The 15,977-nt window shown below is 65.8% G+C and carries 9 protein-coding genes and 1 pseudogene; 2 read left to right on the top strand and 8 right to left on the bottom strand.

The window, feature by feature from the left end; translation table 11 throughout:
- Positions 1–281: 281 nt before the first annotated feature.
- Positions 282–654: pseudogene (locus G4D85_RS38005) on the bottom strand (transposase); the annotation flags it as partial.
- Between the two features lie 363 nt (positions 655–1,017).
- Between G4D85_RS38005 and G4D85_RS38000 the strand changes: the two are divergent.
- Positions 1,018–4,815 (top strand): hypothetical protein, encoded by a 3,798-nt coding sequence (locus G4D85_RS38000; RefSeq protein ID WP_164019001.1) that lies wholly within the window; start codon positions 1,018–1,020, stop codon positions 4,813–4,815.
- 647 nt (positions 4,816–5,462) lie between these two features.
- On the opposite strand, the gene G4D85_RS37995 is transcribed toward G4D85_RS38000, so the two are convergent.
- From G4D85_RS37995 to G4D85_RS37970, 6 genes are all read right to left on the bottom strand, one after another.
- Positions 5,463–6,647 carry a helix-turn-helix transcriptional regulator gene (locus tag G4D85_RS37995; RefSeq protein WP_164019000.1) on the bottom strand — a complete coding sequence of 395 codons (1,185 nt, stop codon included), beginning with the start codon at positions 6,645–6,647 and terminating at the stop codon, positions 5,463–5,465.
- A gap of 33 nt (positions 6,648–6,680) precedes the next feature.
- On the bottom strand, positions 6,681–7,982 hold the full coding sequence (locus G4D85_RS37990; RefSeq protein ID WP_164018999.1) for an iron-containing redox enzyme family protein: 1,302 nt from the start codon (positions 7,980–7,982) through the stop codon (positions 6,681–6,683).
- Positions 7,983–8,127: 145 nt separating this feature from the next.
- Positions 8,128–8,901, bottom strand: a complete 774-nt coding sequence (locus G4D85_RS37985; RefSeq protein ID WP_164018998.1) for an SDR family NAD(P)-dependent oxidoreductase — start codon at positions 8,899–8,901, stop codon at positions 8,128–8,130.
- 1 nt (position 8,902) lies between these two features.
- Positions 8,903–10,216: a hypothetical protein gene (locus G4D85_RS37980; RefSeq protein WP_240359741.1), complete on the bottom strand. Its 1,314-nt coding sequence runs from the start codon at positions 10,214–10,216 to the stop codon at positions 8,903–8,905.
- A 42-nt stretch (positions 10,217–10,258) separates the two neighbouring features.
- The gene (locus tag G4D85_RS37975) at positions 10,259–11,095 is read right to left on the bottom strand and encodes a GNAT family N-acetyltransferase (protein WP_240359740.1); all 837 of its coding nucleotides are present in this window, start codon (positions 11,093–11,095) and stop codon (positions 10,259–10,261) included.
- A gap of 33 nt (positions 11,096–11,128) precedes the next feature.
- Positions 11,129–12,241 (bottom strand): hypothetical protein, encoded by a 1,113-nt coding sequence (locus tag G4D85_RS37970; RefSeq protein WP_164018997.1) that lies wholly within the window; start codon positions 12,239–12,241, stop codon positions 11,129–11,131.
- A gap of 269 nt (positions 12,242–12,510) precedes the next feature.
- Here G4D85_RS37970 and G4D85_RS49930 point away from each other — a divergent pair, with 269 nt between their 5' ends.
- On the top strand, positions 12,511–12,726 hold the full coding sequence (locus tag G4D85_RS49930; protein ID WP_240359739.1) for a hypothetical protein: 216 nt from the start codon (positions 12,511–12,513) through the stop codon (positions 12,724–12,726).
- A gap of 30 nt (positions 12,727–12,756) precedes the next feature.
- On the opposite strand, the gene G4D85_RS37960 is transcribed toward G4D85_RS49930, so the two are convergent.
- A partial coding sequence (locus tag G4D85_RS37960) for a condensation domain-containing protein (protein WP_164018996.1) occupies positions 12,757–15,977 on the bottom strand: 3,221 nt, incomplete at its 5' end.

Raw genomic sequence — 15,977 nt, 5'->3', positions numbered from 1 at the left:
CCACGCGCAACTGGACGCCCGCGGGGCCCGTGCGCCTCAACCCCTCCGCGAACACCACGCCCATTCAGCACGCACGGACGAAGACGCGCTGACCCGACTCACCCGACATCTTCCTTGACGCTCACCGCGACCACGAGGCCGAGGGGGACGCCGCGCGAGTCTGTCAGCAAGCTCCGCTTGGGGCCCGCTCAGAAATTACTTGTCCGATTTTCGCCCCTGGAGGCCGATTTTCCGGGCATGGGAACGTCTCTCATGGCCAGGTAATTTCTGAGCGGGCCCTTGGTGCCCCGCTTCGCTCTGTCCGTAGGGTTGGGGCCGGTTTTTTCCCCCGCCCAGCGGCGCTTTGCCCTGGGTGCCATCCAACGCGAGCCACCGCCAATCAATCCGCGCCAGGCCGTCGTAGGCCATCAACCCTTGGCGCCAGAACTCGCGGAAGACGCCCGCGGCCAGCCACTCCCGGAAGCGTCGATAGGCGGAGGACGGATGGCATAGGCCCGTGGCCTTCAACGCGCCCCACTGCATCCCCGTGCGCAGCACCAGGAGAATCCCATCCAGAGCCTGTCGGTCGGGCACTCGTGGGTTGTGGCAGCCCAGCGGGTGCTCCGGCCGGGCCGGCAGCAGCGGTTCGATGCGTCGCCACAGCTCGTCTGGCACCCGCCAGCCATCGTCCTTCTTCACTACCCCATGGCCGCGTCCTCCTGCCTCTTCAACCCGGCAGGAGGCCGACCTTCTTCCCTACCGAAATAGGTTCTAAGCCTGCCTCCACACCTCAAGCACGCGAACACATCCAGGGCGAACGTCCTGCGCAGCAGCCCGGCCCAGTCCAAACGGGGTGTGCGCTCCTTCCTCGGCTCCTCCACCGTCGCGGCAAAGGCGGGGCTCTCCTCCTCCAGCCCCGGCTCCGCCCCTGCTTGAGGGAGTGTTGCCGCAAGCAAACAAGGACGAGCAAACGCAGGTGCTTGACCCGGGGCACCGCTTCACAGAATAAGACGAACAGTAAAGGAGGCTTCGTACGAGATGGCCGAGAAGGCGACGGTGAAGCTGGACGAGCAGGAACTGCTGACGTTCGTCATGCGCTGCTTCGAGTGGCGAAACGCCGATGTCTTCGCGTTCGGACGCCGCGACAGGATCTTGCGGCTCGGCGAAATCGCCGGATACATCTCCATGATGGGGGAAAGGGACGGAACGCCCCGCGCCGATTCCATCAGGCTCATCCTACCGCCGTCTGGAGCGCGCTCTCGCCAGAGGATGCTCGACGACGTTCATGAAGGCGTTCGGCGAGCCTACCGCCGGTTTGAGCCGGACGATGCAAGGACTGCACACTTCGTCGAGAAGACAATCGCGAAGGTGGAAGTGGAGCAGGCGGCCGACTTCACGTTTGCGTCGCTTGATGCGCTTCTTGGCAGGGCGAAGGACCGACAGGCGGTGATCGTCGGCGAGGCGTCGCATTACCAGTCGCTGGACGTGGTCCCGCCCAATGAGGGGCCGCGTCTACCCGAGGACGACTGGTGCATGCATCTCCACTCGGTGATGCTGATGGCGGAGGCGAGGGCGCGCGCATCGGGTAGTTACATCATCTTGGACATCGGCCAGTATTTTCCTTTGCGCGAGTCGAACCTTGAGTTGCTGAAGTCGGCGGGCGACGTCCGCCTTTGCGGTGCGTCGAAAATCGACGAACTGACGCTTGAGGAGATGCTCGCCAAAATGAGCGCTGCCTACGACGCTGCGACCGCCGGTGACATCGGCAGCGCGGTCTCGCTCATCGAGAGCGACGACGAACTGTCCGATCGCCGCAAGTGGATCCTGCGGCTTGTCGTGCTCGAGCGCGCGGGCATTCGCGATGAGGTTAGCCGCACCTTGGATGCGTCTGCCGAGTTCATCGCCACGTTGAAGAACGAGGAGTTGCTGGGGATTGCGAAGATTGCGGCGGACGTCGACCGCGACGACTTTGCGCAGGACCTCGTCGAGCGCGCTCTGCCCGAACTGGTGGCGGCGAACGACCTTGAGAACGCTTTGCAGATCGCATTGGACACGCGCCGACAGGCGCTCATCCAGACCGTGCGCGAGCAATTGCGCAACCTCTATCCGCATTCGCACCTGCTTAGGTCAGTGGATGGGCGCGCGGCTGCGCGCGAGGGGGACTATGCCAAGGCGGCGAACCTGCTTGGCGGTTCGCCCGACAGGGGGGAGCGCACGGTCGGCGACGTTTTCCGTCTGCTCGCGGACGCAATCGCCGGACCGGGCTTCGACGAGCCGGTGAAGCTCGGGCGCGAATTGGCGGGCAAGATGCCCGACTGGAAGGCCGACATTCAGCGCGAGCTCATGCTGTCGCTTGAGCGCTCCGGGAGGCGCGCCGAGGCGGTCGAGATGCTATTCTCGGGCGATGTGGCGTGGGACGAGCAGTGGTTCGTTTTCGCGCGCGGTCTGCTGGGCCGGTCGCTGGCGTCGGGCAGGGGCACTGTTTGGCTCGAGGCGACTTCCCGGCTCATCGATGTTGCCGCAGCCTACATTGCCGAGAACCCGGCCGCCGGTTTCGCAAGGACAAGCGTAGCCGACCTGCTGGATGCCGACCACGTCGGCATCGGCGGTATCGCGGTGATGGTAATGCACGCGCTCGGGCGCGCCGATAGGCTGCCGGAAATCGAGATGGGTGACGGTGCAGAGGGCAACCGACTCGACGACATTGAGCAGCTCCCGGTCATCATGGAGCGCGTGCTGAACTGGCTCGACAAGAAGGGCAACGGCGTCATCGTGACGGGCCGCGACGCCATCCCCTCGGACGTCCTTGGCGAGGATTCGGACGCGGTGCTGCACGGAATCCTCCGCATGGTCAACTACCACGCTCCCGATCCGAACGATCCAGACGAGGAGCAGCTGATGAAGAGCTTCGTCACTGTCGCGCTCGCGGTCGCACCTTCGGCGGCGGATCCGGACGGCGACCTGCCCGTCGCGCGTGTTGCAGCGGTGAAGATGCTCTTCGGCGGGCGCCCACAGTTGGCGCGCGATCTTGCTGAGCAGATTTTGGTCGTCGCCGGCGACCGTCCAGCGCGCCGGCGGCGCGCGCTCGCCGCTTTCGCTGACATCTACGCAAGGGTTGGCAGGTTGCGCGAAGCGCTGCTCGCGCTGATTGCGGCCTTCGAACTGCCGTCCGACGGAACTTGGCGCGAAGCCTGGGACGAGCAGGGCGTTCTTCTGCGAATCCTGCGCGACGTCGGCATGGCCGAGGAGTCCATTCGGATTGTGGAGCGTCTGCGCAAGTCGCTGGCCAAGGTCTTGAACGGCGAGGTTTACGGCTCGCGGCTTGACATCCTTGAGCTTCATGCCCAGTTGCGTCGACATCAGACCAGGAGAGAGGACGCGTGGACGACCGCGCAGTTGCTCGCGGCGGCATCGAAGAACGCCGAGGCGGTCCTTGTTTCGGGCGACGAAGCGCTGCCGGGCGCGGTGATGCTCCGCCAGCTCATCGACCAAGCGGAGGGGGACGGAACCGAGGTGCCTGCCGCCGCGCGCGAGATGCTCAACCGGTTGACCGGGCGTCTTGCCGATCCTCACCGGGTCCTAGTGGCTGCGGCCGGACGGCTGCCCGACGCGGCGCTGGTCGCATCCGTCGCCGGACCGATCGAGTCCGCGCGGTACAACGACGATGTCAGCTACGATCTCCGGCTCGCGCGGACGATGGCGAGCAGACTCGCGCGCGCATCGACCAATGCCGGGGATTCGGAAGGCTTCGCCTATTCGCTGGAGCTTCTCGGTGCGCAGGGCGTCGGCGTTCATGGTGCCGGTGCGGAGGTGAGGGCTGCCGAGCGCATTTTGGCCGACGTGAAGGCGCCGCTCGCTGTGGCGACCGAAATCGCCCGCCTCGGGGCGGCGGTCGTCGGCATGGCTCTCGACGGGACAGGCCTGATGATGATGACGGTAACCGCCGAAGGCGTCCAGCCGCCGGTGGCCGTGACGACCGATACCTTCGATTCGAAGCTGCTTGTCGATTGGAGCCGAACGTATCCTTACGGCTACTCCAATCCCAAGCTGCCGCCAGATGCCTTCCGGGACGCGACTAGGGGGGTGGGCCTGCCGGACATGCCCGAGCGGGCCATTGTGCTCTCGGGTGATCTATCCCTGGTGCCGCCGAATGTGCTCACCGTCGGCAGCGAGCTCGCGGGCCTTTCCAGGTCACTCGTGACGGTGCCTTCACTCTCGTGGCTGAAGGCGTCGATCGCGGCGGCGCGCAAGGGCGACGGCAGCGCGGCGGCATGGATTCCGGTCGCGGCCGGCGGCTCGTACATGGATACGCTCAGCCTGATGGCCGGGGAACTGGAAGAGGTGCTCGACTCCGCGAAGATCGACCTCCACACCCAATCGGCGACGCCCGTCGCGCTCGCGTCGGCAGATCTGGCGATCGTTGGCGCGCACGGGGGCCTCGCGGAGCACAATAGGTATTTCCGGGGACTGAGCGACGACCAGCACCAGCCGACCGACCTGCGTCAGCTCATCGACGCGCTGCGGGGGAGCCGTATCGCGGTGCTCTTAGTCTGCTCCGGCGGTCGCCTGGATCAGCACCCCGAAAGCGGCGGCTTGGTTGGCATCGCCCATCGTCTCCTCGACAAGGGACTGGACGCGGTCATTGCGCCATCGTGGCCTATTCCGTTCACCATGGCGCGGCCATGGCTCGACGCCTTCCTGAAGACATGGAACGCAGGTTGCCAAGTAATCGACGCATGCCGTGCGGGGAACGATGCAGTGGCGACCGCTACCAGCACCGACCTCAGCCGGTCACTCGCGATGTCACTATATGGCAATCCGTTTATTGCTCGCTGATCCCATAGAATAGGGCGGACAGGTGATGGGGACGAGCGCTTGCGGACGAATGGCTTCGATGAATAGCGAGGACCGCGCTTCCTCAAGCGGGGGAGGTTCAGCGCCTCGTCATACCCGCCGAGTTCGACAAATCGGCCGGATCGGAGGGTGAATTCCCCAAGGGCATGGATTGAGGCAAGGGGCAGGCTTCAGCTCGTGGGCGGCCGATTCCCAGCCGGGCGCGCTCCAGGGCTTGGAACTGTTGTCACGTCGCCGCGAGCGTCCCTTTGAGCCAATCCTCGTTACGGGTTTTGAGCATAGGAAGGACAGGAGCCCTCTTGGGCATAGCGGGCGGGAGCAGAGCGGGAGGTGAGGGACGCTGACGGGGGCGGGGCCGGGCTGCTTCCGATGACCAGATTTCCGCGCTCCGCGATGACCGCCAACACCGGTGTGGAACATTTCCCGGAGAGACGCCGCGCTCGCGCGCCGCCGCTCTGAAGCTCTTCAGGCGCGCAACCACGAGGAGCACCTGGAGCTGTGGGAGGAGCGTCGTCTTCTTATCGAGGTTCCTTGCCGACAAGAACCTGGACTGAGAGCCCTGTTGATGCGCCCAGCTGGAGACGTACACCTCAATGCCAGTCCCAGGAGGTTCATCTCGCTTTCCATGCTCAGCGCAGCGACCAGAAGCTGGACGTGAGCATGCTTCGATTGTCCGCCCTACACTTTCGGAGTATGTGTGACATATGCAGCTCGACGGTGCTCTTCTGGCAGCCGAGCTCCAGGGCAATCTCCTTGTTCGTTCTACCCTGGACGGCCAGCGACAGAACGTCGGCTTGACGCGAGGTGAGTGCCCACAAGTGCCTGGCGGACAGCAGCCGTTGGCCGAAGGCCTCGTCGTCGTTCCGCGGTGCGCCCGGTATCGAGGCCCGTGAGCCGAGTGCATTCGCCAGGCTGCTCGCCATGAAGGGCAACAAATCATCGAGCAGATGGGCCGCCGCCTCATCGAGCTGCGCCTGTACATGACGCACCTCGATGCGCCCCACCGTGAGCCCTCGCGTTTCGAGCAGCAGGCAGCTCCGATGGCTCCCCCGTCTCCACTCGCCGGAGGTGCAGAGCAGCCGCATCTCTTCCCCTTCCTCCTCCCTCACCCAGAGCTGAGCGTCAGCGCAGTCCAACTGGACGCGGATCAGCTCCACGATGAGGCGTGCCAGCTCCTCCGCCCGGGAGTATTGAGCGAGCAGGCGCGCCATGTGGAGGAGCTCGGCCTGGGAGGTGAGCTTGCGCACGCGGACGGCATCGGACCCTAATTGCACGACGGCGTTGAAGGCGCAGGTCGTCTCGTTACAGGCCGGCCCGGCCGTGTGCGCGAAGTGCTCCACCTGCCAGCCAAGAAGAGCGAGCGCACGGCGAACGTACCCTGTGCTCCACTCACAGAGAGGCGGATCTCCCTCCCATCCCGCGAGCTTCAACGCCAGCGTCCCCTGTTCCTGCTGGGACGTCCACTGCCCCACGTCGAACATCCGGCGCCAGCAGAGGTTCAGGTTCTGCACCACGAAGCAGGGCCGTGCCAGGTGAGGCAACCACCGCCGGGGGCCGGACATCTCCCGCTCCGCCGTGAAGCGGCCGAGCTCTTCCATGACGACGCAACTCTTGCTTCTGCTGTACTCGCACACGGCGTGGAGCAGGCGCCGGAAGACGCTCAACTCATACCAGCAAGCGGATACCGGCCGAAGCACGGCTGCCCGTTCGACTGCCCTGAGTCCTGCCACCTGCATGCGCCAGACGTCCGGACCAAACCTCTCATTCACGAATTGTTTCGTGTCGAGCAGGAGCGAACCTTTGATGAGACCCATGGACCTACCAGTCGGATCGAGCCAGCCGGCTCGTCAATGATTGCCCTGGGGCTGCTCTTGTCGCACCACCGTCTGCCCCAGTTGGTTCAGCAAGGGCAGGTTGGTGCCGGAGAGATAGACGGACTTCTCGTCGCCAGCGAAGTGCTGATGCCAGTTCCAGGGTGGGACGTAGAGCGCATCCCCCGTGCGCCACTCCACGCGTCGTCCCTCGATGACGGACCAGCCGGAGCCTTGCAGGACGTAGATGAGTGTTTCATAGGCATGGCGGTGGTTTGAGGTTGCCTGGCAAGGCGCCAGCTCCCCGATGCTGAAGCTCATCGAGCGGGAGGGCAACGACACCTCGTACACCGGGTGTCCTCGTGAGCGACTGAACTCCTCCGCCGCGCCGCCGCGCCCCACCTGCCGGTGGATGAGCTCACCGGGCTCGACTTCCACGGGGCGAGGCTCCAGCGAGTCCTGGTTGCGGGTGGTGTCCACGAAGCTCGATGAACCACCGGTGGCTCTACCTCCAGGGGACTTGTCGGACCGGGGGCGGGAAACCCGTGGCATCGCCTGCGCACGCCACAACATGCTGTCGTAGAAGGCCGCGCGGAGATTGAGCGCCATCAGCGCGCCGGTGCGCAGCAGTGGCCGTTGCTCGGGCTCTTCCGCCAGCTCCTCCGCGATGCGCAGCAGCACCTCGCCGTGGTCGTCGTCGATCTTCTGGTGCAGATCGAAGAACACGCGGTCCCGCGGTGAGACGTCCATGTACGTCTGGATGGCCTCGAGAATCGGCGTGTACACCCGGCGGACAATCAGCTCGGTGCCAATCCCCATGGCGCCCACCGAGGTGGAGGCCCCCTGAGAACCGCAGCACAGGAGGAAGAGCTGGCTCCACTGAACGGCCTCGTCGCAGAAAGGGTGGTCGCGCAGCCACGCCTCGTCCATGTTCAGCGCTTCGAGGTAACGCCGGTAGAGCACCGGGTGGGGGACGTTCTCGACCCACTCCAACTCGATGCCGTGGCTGCGCATCAACTCAGCCTCGTCGGGACTCACCCCGTGGGCCTCCTCCAGGAGGTTGGCCAGCAGCACGCGCCGATGCTCCGGGTCGTCCAGCTGCGAGATGGTGGCCGTCAAGTACCGTTGGAAGTTCGTGCTGTAGGCGAAGTACTGGTGCGCGTAGTCCCGCAGCGCGCCTACGGGGTCGGGGAGCCGGCCGCTCGCGAGCGCCTGCAGGTACGGGTGATGGATGGCCCGGTGTTCTCCCACCTCCTGCTTGAGCTGCTGGATGAACTCCCGGCCACCTGAAGCCGTGGAGGGCAGGAGTCCGATGTTTGTCTTTTCGTCGTGAATCATGATGGGTCCTGTACCGTAGAGTTTATTTGATTCAGTCGGAGTGGTGGGGCGGGGCATGGAGAGTCCGCGGAGGGGTTGCTTCACCTGGCTCCGGCCCCAGACGTCACGCCCACGCTCGGGGGCCTCGGGAAGCGCACGCTCGCTGTCAGCCGGCCACACCCGCGCTCGCGAGACCGCCCGCCAGCTCGCCGCCATCGATGACGAGCGCCTGGCCATGGATGTACCGGGCTCGGTCCGAGGCCAGGAAGAGGAAGAGCTGGGCGATCTCCTCGGGGCGTGCGTGGCGTCGCAGGGGGAGCTTCTCGTTCACCTTCGCCAGCATGGCGGGTGTGTACTCGCGCTCCTGCATGGGCGTCATCACGTAGCCAGGGCAGATGGCGTTCACCCGCACCTTCGGGGCCAGCTCGATGGCGAGTGAGCGCGCCAGCTCGATGACGCCCGCCTTCGACGCGTTGTACGAAGCATAATAGGGGTACCCCACGAGCCCGTTGGTGGAGCCCATCAGGAGCAGGACGCCTCCCTCTCCCGCCACCATCCGCGTGGCGGCCTCTCGCGCACAGAAGAAGACCCCATCCAGATTGGTGGTGATGACCCGCCGCCACTCCTCGGGAGAGATCTCCAGGAAGCTGCGCCGCACGCTGATGCCGGCATTGGCGATCAACACGTCCACCCCGCCCACTGCCCGGTCCACGTCCACGAAGGCGTCATGAATCGAGACTGGATCCGACACGTCCGCGGCGATGCCAATCGCGGCGGACCCCAGCTCGGCCACGGCCCTCCGGAGGGCCGGTTCGTCGCGGTCGATGAGCACCACCCGGCATCCCGCGTGGACGAACGCCTCGGCCGTCACCCTTCCGATTCCACTGGCGCCGCCCGTGAGCACCACACGCCGGCCCTGGAGATTGTCGCTGTCCGGCATGTCAGCCCTCGTAGGTGTAGCGGATGTCATTGCCAATGCTCGCGGCTCGCCGGATGAGCGGGTCCAGGTGGCTCTGGCGCGGATCCTCCGCCAGCCCGTACTCCGCGAGCAGGAAGCGCGCCTCGTCCACGTCTCCGCCAAGCACGGCACGCATGAGCCGCTCGGCCACTTCCGTCACGCCCTCCTGGAAGTGCCCGCTGTCGAGCTGGAGCTCGCCGCGCTCCGAATCCAGGGATGCGAACCTCTTCTTCACCAGGTAGGAGAGGACGAGATGCGAGGCCTCGAAGTCCGGGTGGATGCCTTGGTACCCGCGGCCGAGGAAGCGGAGCATCTCCGCGAGGTAGAAGCCCATGGACGCATCGTCTCTGGCGGGTTGACGCCAGGGCCCGTGAAGCGCCAGGTAGCCGAGGACGTCGCTCAGCGCCTCCTGGAGCGCGTACGAGCGGGCCACCCCGAGCTCCCGCAGCTTGCCGAATGCCGCGGCGGGGTGACGCCAGTAGTGCCCCACGTCGTGCCCGCGGAACCAGGTGAGCGCCACCAGGGGGTTGCTGACGTCCTCGTCGGCCACCCGCAGGCCCGGGCAGAGCTTCCGGAGCAGGGGCAGGCTCAGGCAGCGGACCCGCTCCAGATAGATGTTGCGGAACAGCAGCGTCTTGCGCGGCTTGAGCTTCCGGTGTCCCTCGTCCTCGGGAAGGAAGTACGTGAAGTGTTTGGGGAACCCGTTGGCCTCGCCACCGCACAGCACCAGCTCGCTGACGGTGTAGGTGGGAATCTCCGAAAGCCCGAGCCCCTTCAGCCCGAGCAGCCTCTCGTAGTAGTGCCGGAGCGGCTCCAGCTCCTCCTCGAGCGCGCGTACCTGCTGGGTGAGCCGTGTGTCCTCTACGGCAATGCAGGTGGAGTGGAGATAGGCACTGCTCTTTCCGGGCCAGGTGACGAGCGGGCCGCAGAGCACCACCAGCCGATCATTCGTCGCGCGAGCCAGCGCCGTCGCCGCCTCGCGTGTGTCATTGCACCGCAGCCCCTGGGCACGAAGGCGCAGGAGTCCGGCAATCTCTTCTTCGGGGCACGTCTCGGCTGCCGCCTCCAGGGCCAGCGCGGACTGGTTGAGCAGCTGCCGCGCGATGTCCGGGGCCGTCATCGAGCCGTCGTTGCGCTGCAGTGAGCGGAGCGTATCGGCAAGCCGGGTCAGCTGAACCAGGTGATGCCAGCCGCGGGGGATGTACTCCTTCAGCGCGGAGAGGTTCAGCCCGACCTCAGGGATGTTTCTACACCCGTCCGTCGCCCAGAAGCTGCGCTCGATGTTTTCAGGGGGCATGGTGGTTCTTCCAGGGTGGTGGGGCGCTTCCCTTGACCGGCTTCAGGCGGCGGTGTCCTCCAGCGCCGGCCCGCGGCGCGTGCGGCTCTTTCGCAGTGCGGTGCCCAACCGCCTCGCTGCGAGCGACAGCAGGGTGCCCGGGTTGGACAGCCTCGCCAGCACGAGGAAGGCGTCCACGGGACGCAGGTGTTGGCGGAAGTAGCGGTTGATGCCGTCGTCGTCGCAGGTGGGCAGCTCACCGTAGAGCGCATCGAGGTTGTCGTACGCCCCCTTCACCCGCAGCGACGGCGCGTCGAACTTGTCGCTCTGTCCGAGCCATGCGGCGAGCTGGCGGCCCATCTCCTGGACCTTGTCCGGGACGGGGACCGAGAGACTGGGGAAGATGTTTCGCTCACCGGCCACCTTGTAGAAGGCCTGGTAGACGACGGGGTTCTCCGTACGCATGGAGACGTAGAGGCCCTGAGGGCCTGCGCGCAGCAGCTCCCCGAGCAGGAAGTGCCCGAACAGCCTCGTCATGATGCCGGTGTTCTGGAGCTCGGGGAGCACGCCCGTCGAGTCCAGGTACAGGCACGTCCGCCCGGCCAGCTTCAGCCGGTGGTAGCCGGTCCACCCGACGACGCGGTCATCCTCGCTGTGGATGAAATAGAAGCGGGTGAGCTTGTCCAGGTATCCGCCGGCAGCCCGGTCGCGCCAGTAGAGCGTCATGTCCGCGCCGAACGCGAGTGTCGAGACCTCGCGGAGCGCGTCGTAGATGGCTTGCTTGTGTGCCGGCTCCAGTCTGGCCGGAGGCGCCCAGCACGCGCCGTGATAGCCGCGCTTGAGCTGGAGGACCGTGGCTTTGACGTTGAACGGACGGACGAGCGTGGAAAAGGCTGGCATGTCGTTTCTCCGGAGCTGGCGGAGGTGGACGGCTCAGTGGGAGGTCTTCGCGTCGGCCACGGGCGGGGGGACGCTGGCCTGCCCTGCGACGAGAGAGGGTCTCAGCCCGAAGAAGACGGTGGAGGCCACGACGTGACCCAGCCACAGCATGGTCATCCACATGGGAAAGAAGAGGTACAGGAGCGGCACCCGACGCTGCGTGACGAAGCAGAGGGCGGTCCACGTGAGCAGCGACACCGCGCTCATCAAGGCGGTGTTGGTCGATAGCATCGTGAGCAGCCGCTGGTACGAGAGCTCCAGCGCGGAGCTGCGCAGCGCATGCGTGACGCCCAGCAGGACACCTCCGAGCGCGGCGACCAGGAACGCGCTGGACCACGAGCGGAGGAGCTCCTCCGTGACGAGCCCGGTCGGGCCGAGGTGCTTCCAGAAGAGGGTGCCCACGAGCAGGCCCAGCAGCAGGCCCGGGACGTTGTGGCCTACGTGCGACCAGTGCCACGGAGAAGGGAAGTGCATGTGCCTGGCGCCAGCCGGAGCACGCAGCAGCGGCGGTAGCAGCAGGCCGGTGACCTGCTGGTACTGCCGGTAGACGTCCTTGACCAGGAACTCGAGCCGCCGGTCGTAGAGGATGGTGCCGATGATGTTGGCCACGTTCGCGACGATGGCCAGCAGCAACATGCTCGCCGTCATCCGGGGGAACGCGAAGAACATCGGGAAGAAGGCGGTGTGTACGGGGAAGCGCAGCCAGCGGCGCGTGCCCACCTTCCACATCTCCATGGGCGGTGGTTTCGCGTTGTGCAGCCGGGCGAGCATGGCCGACGAGCCAAACGCCAGGCCGCAGTCGTACTCGAAGAGGTGAATCTGGAAGTACCACGCCCACGAGGCCACGAGCGTCACCCCGGCGACCCAGTACCAGACCCCCTGCAGGTCCCAGATGACGATGGGGACCTCGCGCCAGAGGATGCACGCCATCAACAGATACGAGACGTTGATGAAGGACTGCACTCCGCGCCAGGAGATCGGGTCGAGCCCGGTGACTCGCTGGATGATGGTCTTGAGGCGCACCATGGCGACAATCGAGTGCTGAACCCCGAAGCCAGCAATCAGGGCGAAGTCGAGCAACAGGTCCAACGCGTACGTGGAGTCCATGAGCGTTCCTCGGTATCAGGCTCAATCGCGGTCGCAATGAATTGCATTCCGCCAGCCTTCGCCAGAGAGGATGGGGCCGGGTTGGCCTGGTGTGTATGCGTGCGGTTGTACTTGTTGAAAGTTGGGCTGTACATACCAGTAAACCCTATAGATGTTTTCATGTATGGAGAACGTCCCTATGGCTCAACCCACGAGCGGGCACTATGAGCAGCCATGCGATGGCAGACGCAATCGCAGGAGAAGCGGGACTTGGACAAAGCAACGAGAGGATGCTGTCCCCTCAGGCCATGGCTGACTGGTACCCGGACCGGCAGCTCATCGAGGAGGTCTCAGCGAGAGGACTGCCCCTGGAGCGCATCGAACGGCGAGCCATGCCTTCCCTGGACGTCCAGGCCCTCTCCCCCGAGCTCACCCCATCGCTCTCCATCTCCTTCTTCAAGCTGTATGAGCCGCCGGCCGCGATGACCCTGCTCGCGGCCACGTGAAGACGGGACTGGCGCACTTCGTGGGGAGGGCTACGAAGTAGCGCGGCGTACGGCCTCGAGGGCCTTGACTCCGGCGAATGCGGTCAAGGCCCCGTGGGTGTTGGCCGTGACTGCGACGATGGCTCGGGTCTCAGGGTCATGGAGCAGGGCCGCCGTATACCCGGGACGGACCCCCAGATGCCCTTCCAGGGTGAGTCCAGAGACGCGGAACAGGTGGAGGCAGAGACCCAGCTCGTGCTCGACGTCGCCGGCCATGCGTGGGGTACCGCGCACGCCGTACGAGCGCATCGCCGCCAGAGAGGCCGGGTTCCTGAACAACGCGCCGCTGAACAGCGCTCGCCCGAACGTCACGAGCTCCTCGGTGGTGGAGCTCATCCCGCCCGCGGCCCAGCCGCACGAGGGATGCCACACCTGGCGGATATCTTCCCAGCCCCCCGTGCTCCGCCTCCAGGCGCCTGCGAGCTCTTCGGGAGGCGCCTCGGTGAACGGGAGGGTATGGCTGAGCCCCAGGGGCTGGATGATGCGCCGGGAGATTTCCTCCTCCCAGGTATGACCGGTGAGCGCCTCGACGATGAGGCCCAGCACGACGTAGTTGGTGTTCGAGTAATGCCCTCGTGGGACGGAAGGCTCGTGCTCGACCAGCTCCACGAGGGCGCGTGGAGCCCAGGGCTTGTTGGCGCCGTCCCGCGCGGTCAGCAGGCCCAGGTAGTCGGGGAGGCCGCTCGTGTGCGCCAGGAGGTCCCGGACGGTGATGGCCTTGGCTCTCACTGACCAGGGCAGCCAGGCCTCCACCGTGTCCTCGAGCGACAGCCTGCCCTCCTCGATGCACTGCAGCACGGCAACGGCAGTGAACATCTTGGTCAGGCTCCCAACCACGACCCGGGTCGTCTGGGCGTAGGGCGTGCCTGTCGGGTTCGAGGTGCCCTGCGCCACCTGGAAGCGGCGCCCGTCTTCGAGCTCGACGAGCAACGCCATGCCGAGCATCTGCTGGTCATGAAGGGTGAGCTGGGCGATTCGTTCGAGGCGCGCAGGCAGGAGGCCGGCCGGGGTGTGTCCATTCCCGGTCGCCACCTTCCGGCGCCTGATGAAGCTCCTGAGCTCGGACATGAAGTCCTGTGCGAGTCTCTCGATGGTCGCGCGCTCGTGCAGGTTCTTGCTGAAGCTCCACGTCAGCTCCAGTTGCCAGTTGAAGACGAGCCCGTTTACCTCCAGGAGATGGCTGCGCAGGCCCTGCCTGCTTCGCGCCGGGCCGGTCTCTTCCTTCGTGGGCCTGAACAGCGGAGGCTTCGATGCCGAAGCGTCGAACTGCCCCAGGTAGTTGAACACCACCTCGGCTGGCGGCAGCTCTTTCAACCTCTTCACCACCTCGTCACGGCCCGAGTATCTCAGCAGCCCATATCCCAGCCCCTTCATGGGCACTCGCTTCAGGTGGGCGCTCACCGCTTGCAGCCTGTCCTCCGGGGTCTCTGCTCCGGCAAGGTCCAACACCACCGGGTACAGCGCCGTGAACCAACCCACCGTTCTTGAGAGGTCCACGTCCTCGAACAGCTCTTCCCGGCCGTGTCCCTCCAAGTCCACTCTCAACCGCCCTTGCCCTGTCCAGCGCTCCATCGCCGCCGCCAGTGCCGCCAGGAGAACCTCGTCGCTCCTCGCTTGATAGGCCCCTGGCACCTCCTGCAGCAGGGCCCGGGTCTCCTCCTCCTCCAGCCGCACCGTGACGTGGTCCTCCGACGCCACGGTGTTGCTTGTCCCCTCCTTGTCCACGGGCAGCCGGCCCAGGTGCTCCTTCCCTTGCATCTCCCAGTACGGGAGTTGCTCTTCCACGGCTTGCGTCCTGGCGTACGGCTCCAGACGCTCAGCCCAGGTCTTGAAGGACGTTGTCTTCGCGCCCAGCGCGGCCTCATCCCCGTTCTTCAGCTGCCTGTAGGCTTTTTCGAGATCCTCGAGCAGCGTCCGCCATGAGACTCCATCCACCCCCAGGTGGTGGATGACCAGCAGCAGTCTCCCCGTGCGTCCTTGTCCGCGGTGGAAGAGCGCCGCTCTCAGCAGCTGGCCCTCGGCCAGCTCGAGGCTTTGCTGAATCTCCTCCGCCACCTGGGAAATGACCGCTGCCTGCTCCGCGTGTGCAAGCCCGGAGACGTCCACCTGCTTCAGCTCGAAGGGGCTCCCGGCCCCAGCACTCTCCTGCTTCCAGCCATTGCCAGCAGGGCTGAAGCGCAACCGCAGTGCATCATGATGTTCCAGCAGCTTCTGTATCGCCTTCTCCAGGGCTGCTCCCTCCACGCCCTCCGTGACTTCCAGCATCACGGCCTGGTTGAAGTGATGCGCCTGCTGTTCGCAGGTCTCGAAGAACCATCGCTGGATGGGGGTCAACGGCACCACGCCGGTCACCACGCCTTGCTCTTCCGAATTCCGTGCCCCGGTCACCAGCGGCGCGAGCTCAGCGATGGTTGGCTTCTGGAAGATCTGCTCAGCCCTCAGGCTCAGCCCTGCTTCCTGAAGGCGGGCAATCACCAGAATGGACAATATTGAATTGCCACCGAGGGCAAAGAAGTTGTCGTGGATGCCGACCTGCTGAAGGGAGAGGAGCTCCTTCCAGATGCCGGCAAGCGTGAGCTGCACGGGAGAGAGCGGGGCGGAGGAGTGAGGAGTGGGCGCGATGCCGGCGGGGGGAGTGGCGTCGAGGGTGTGACCGGTCAGCTGGAGAGGCGAAGGCGCGACGAGCGGAGACAGCTGGTCGAGCCGACGCTCGGGATGGGCGAGGGCATCAGCGAGGAGCAGGCAGAAGTGCTCCGCCATCCGGGATGCGGTGTCCGCCGTGAAGAGGTCGGTGTTGTACTCCAGGATTCCGGAGAAGCCTTCACGGGTCTCTGAGAGGGAGAGGAGCAGCTCGAACTTGGCCGTCTGACTGGGTTGCTCCATGGGCTGGAGCACGAGCCCGGGAAGCTCCAGCTCCGCAATGGGTGTGTTCTGAAGAGAGAACATGGCCTGGAAGAGAGGGGAGCGGCTCAGGTCACGCTGCGGGTTGATGTGCTCGACGAGCTTGTCGAAGGGGACGTCCTGGTGCGCATAGGCGCCGAGGGCGGCGGTGCGCACGTGGGCGAGCAGCTGGAGGAAGGAGGATGAGGGGGGCAGGCGGGAGCGCAGGACGAGGGTGTTGGCGAAGAAGCCGATGAGGCCCTCGAGAGCGGGGAGGTTGCGGTTGGCAATGGGGAAGCCGACGCAGACGTCGTCCTGGGAGGAGTAGCGAG

Source organism: Pyxidicoccus trucidator, from assembly GCF_010894435.1.
GTDB classification, from domain to species: Bacteria; Myxococcota; Myxococcia; order Myxococcales; family Myxococcaceae; genus Myxococcus; species Myxococcus trucidator.
This window is presented reverse-complemented; position numbering and strand designations above follow the sequence as displayed.